Here is an 851-nt window from a genome sequence, read left to right as displayed (position 1 = left end):
ATTCTAAAACTAGATCAACAAGGACAAAAAGAATGGCATGTAACAAGAGGCGTACCCCATTATGTAGAGCACACTCCCTGCGTTTACGCCACGAACGACAATCACTATATAATTGGCTACCAACAAGACAACCTAAGTGGCGTACAAATGAACTACACGGTACGAAGCAAATTAGAAAAAATAGACAGCCTAGGCAATACGATTTGGACTTACCAAAGCCCCAATAACCAACAAATACATGGTGTGAACGACTTGATTCTGTCCAAAGATGGCGGCTTGGTGGTTGCTAGTGCATGGGGCTATGAAAGACTGAATAGCACAGGAACGTTTGCTAATTTTTTACACCATGGTTATATCTATAAATTAGATAGTGCTCAGAATTTTTTATGGGGTACAATATTACGTTCACCTATTGATGATTTAGCCAGTTTTCAGAAAATAATAGAGTTAGAGGATAGTACATTAGTTGCATTTGGGACAATATCACGAACATACCCTGCACAGAATCCAACACATTATATTATACACGGACGAATTGTGAAACTATCGCCTCAAGGAGACAGCATTTGGAGCAGAGATTACGAGTATTTAAGCACAGCGAATGCACGGCACACGGTTTATGATGCCGAGCGAACCCCCGACGGAGGTTTTTTAGTATGTGGAGAAGCAAATGGAGTAGATACGATTCCTAGCAATCCGATTATTTTTCAGCAAGGTTGGTTGATAAAATTGGACGAACAGGGCTGCTTGGTGCCCGGTTGCCATACCACAACAGGCGTGCTGCCGCTAGAGCAAGGAGGAGCAATTTCTTTGTTGTTGTATCCCAATCCTACCACAGATTATTTGAATGT

General features: G+C 41.7%; 1 protein-coding gene. It reads left to right on the top strand.

The window, feature by feature from the left end; translation table 11 throughout:
- On the top strand, positions 1-851 hold an 851-nt coding region (locus CG11_RS30540), incomplete at both ends, for a hypothetical protein (RefSeq protein ID WP_197043961.1).

Source organism: Aureispira sp. CCB-QB1 (genome assembly GCF_000724545.1).
In the GTDB taxonomy this organism is placed as follows: domain Bacteria; phylum Bacteroidota; class Bacteroidia; order Chitinophagales; family Saprospiraceae; genus Aureispira.
This window is presented reverse-complemented; position numbering and strand designations above follow the sequence as displayed.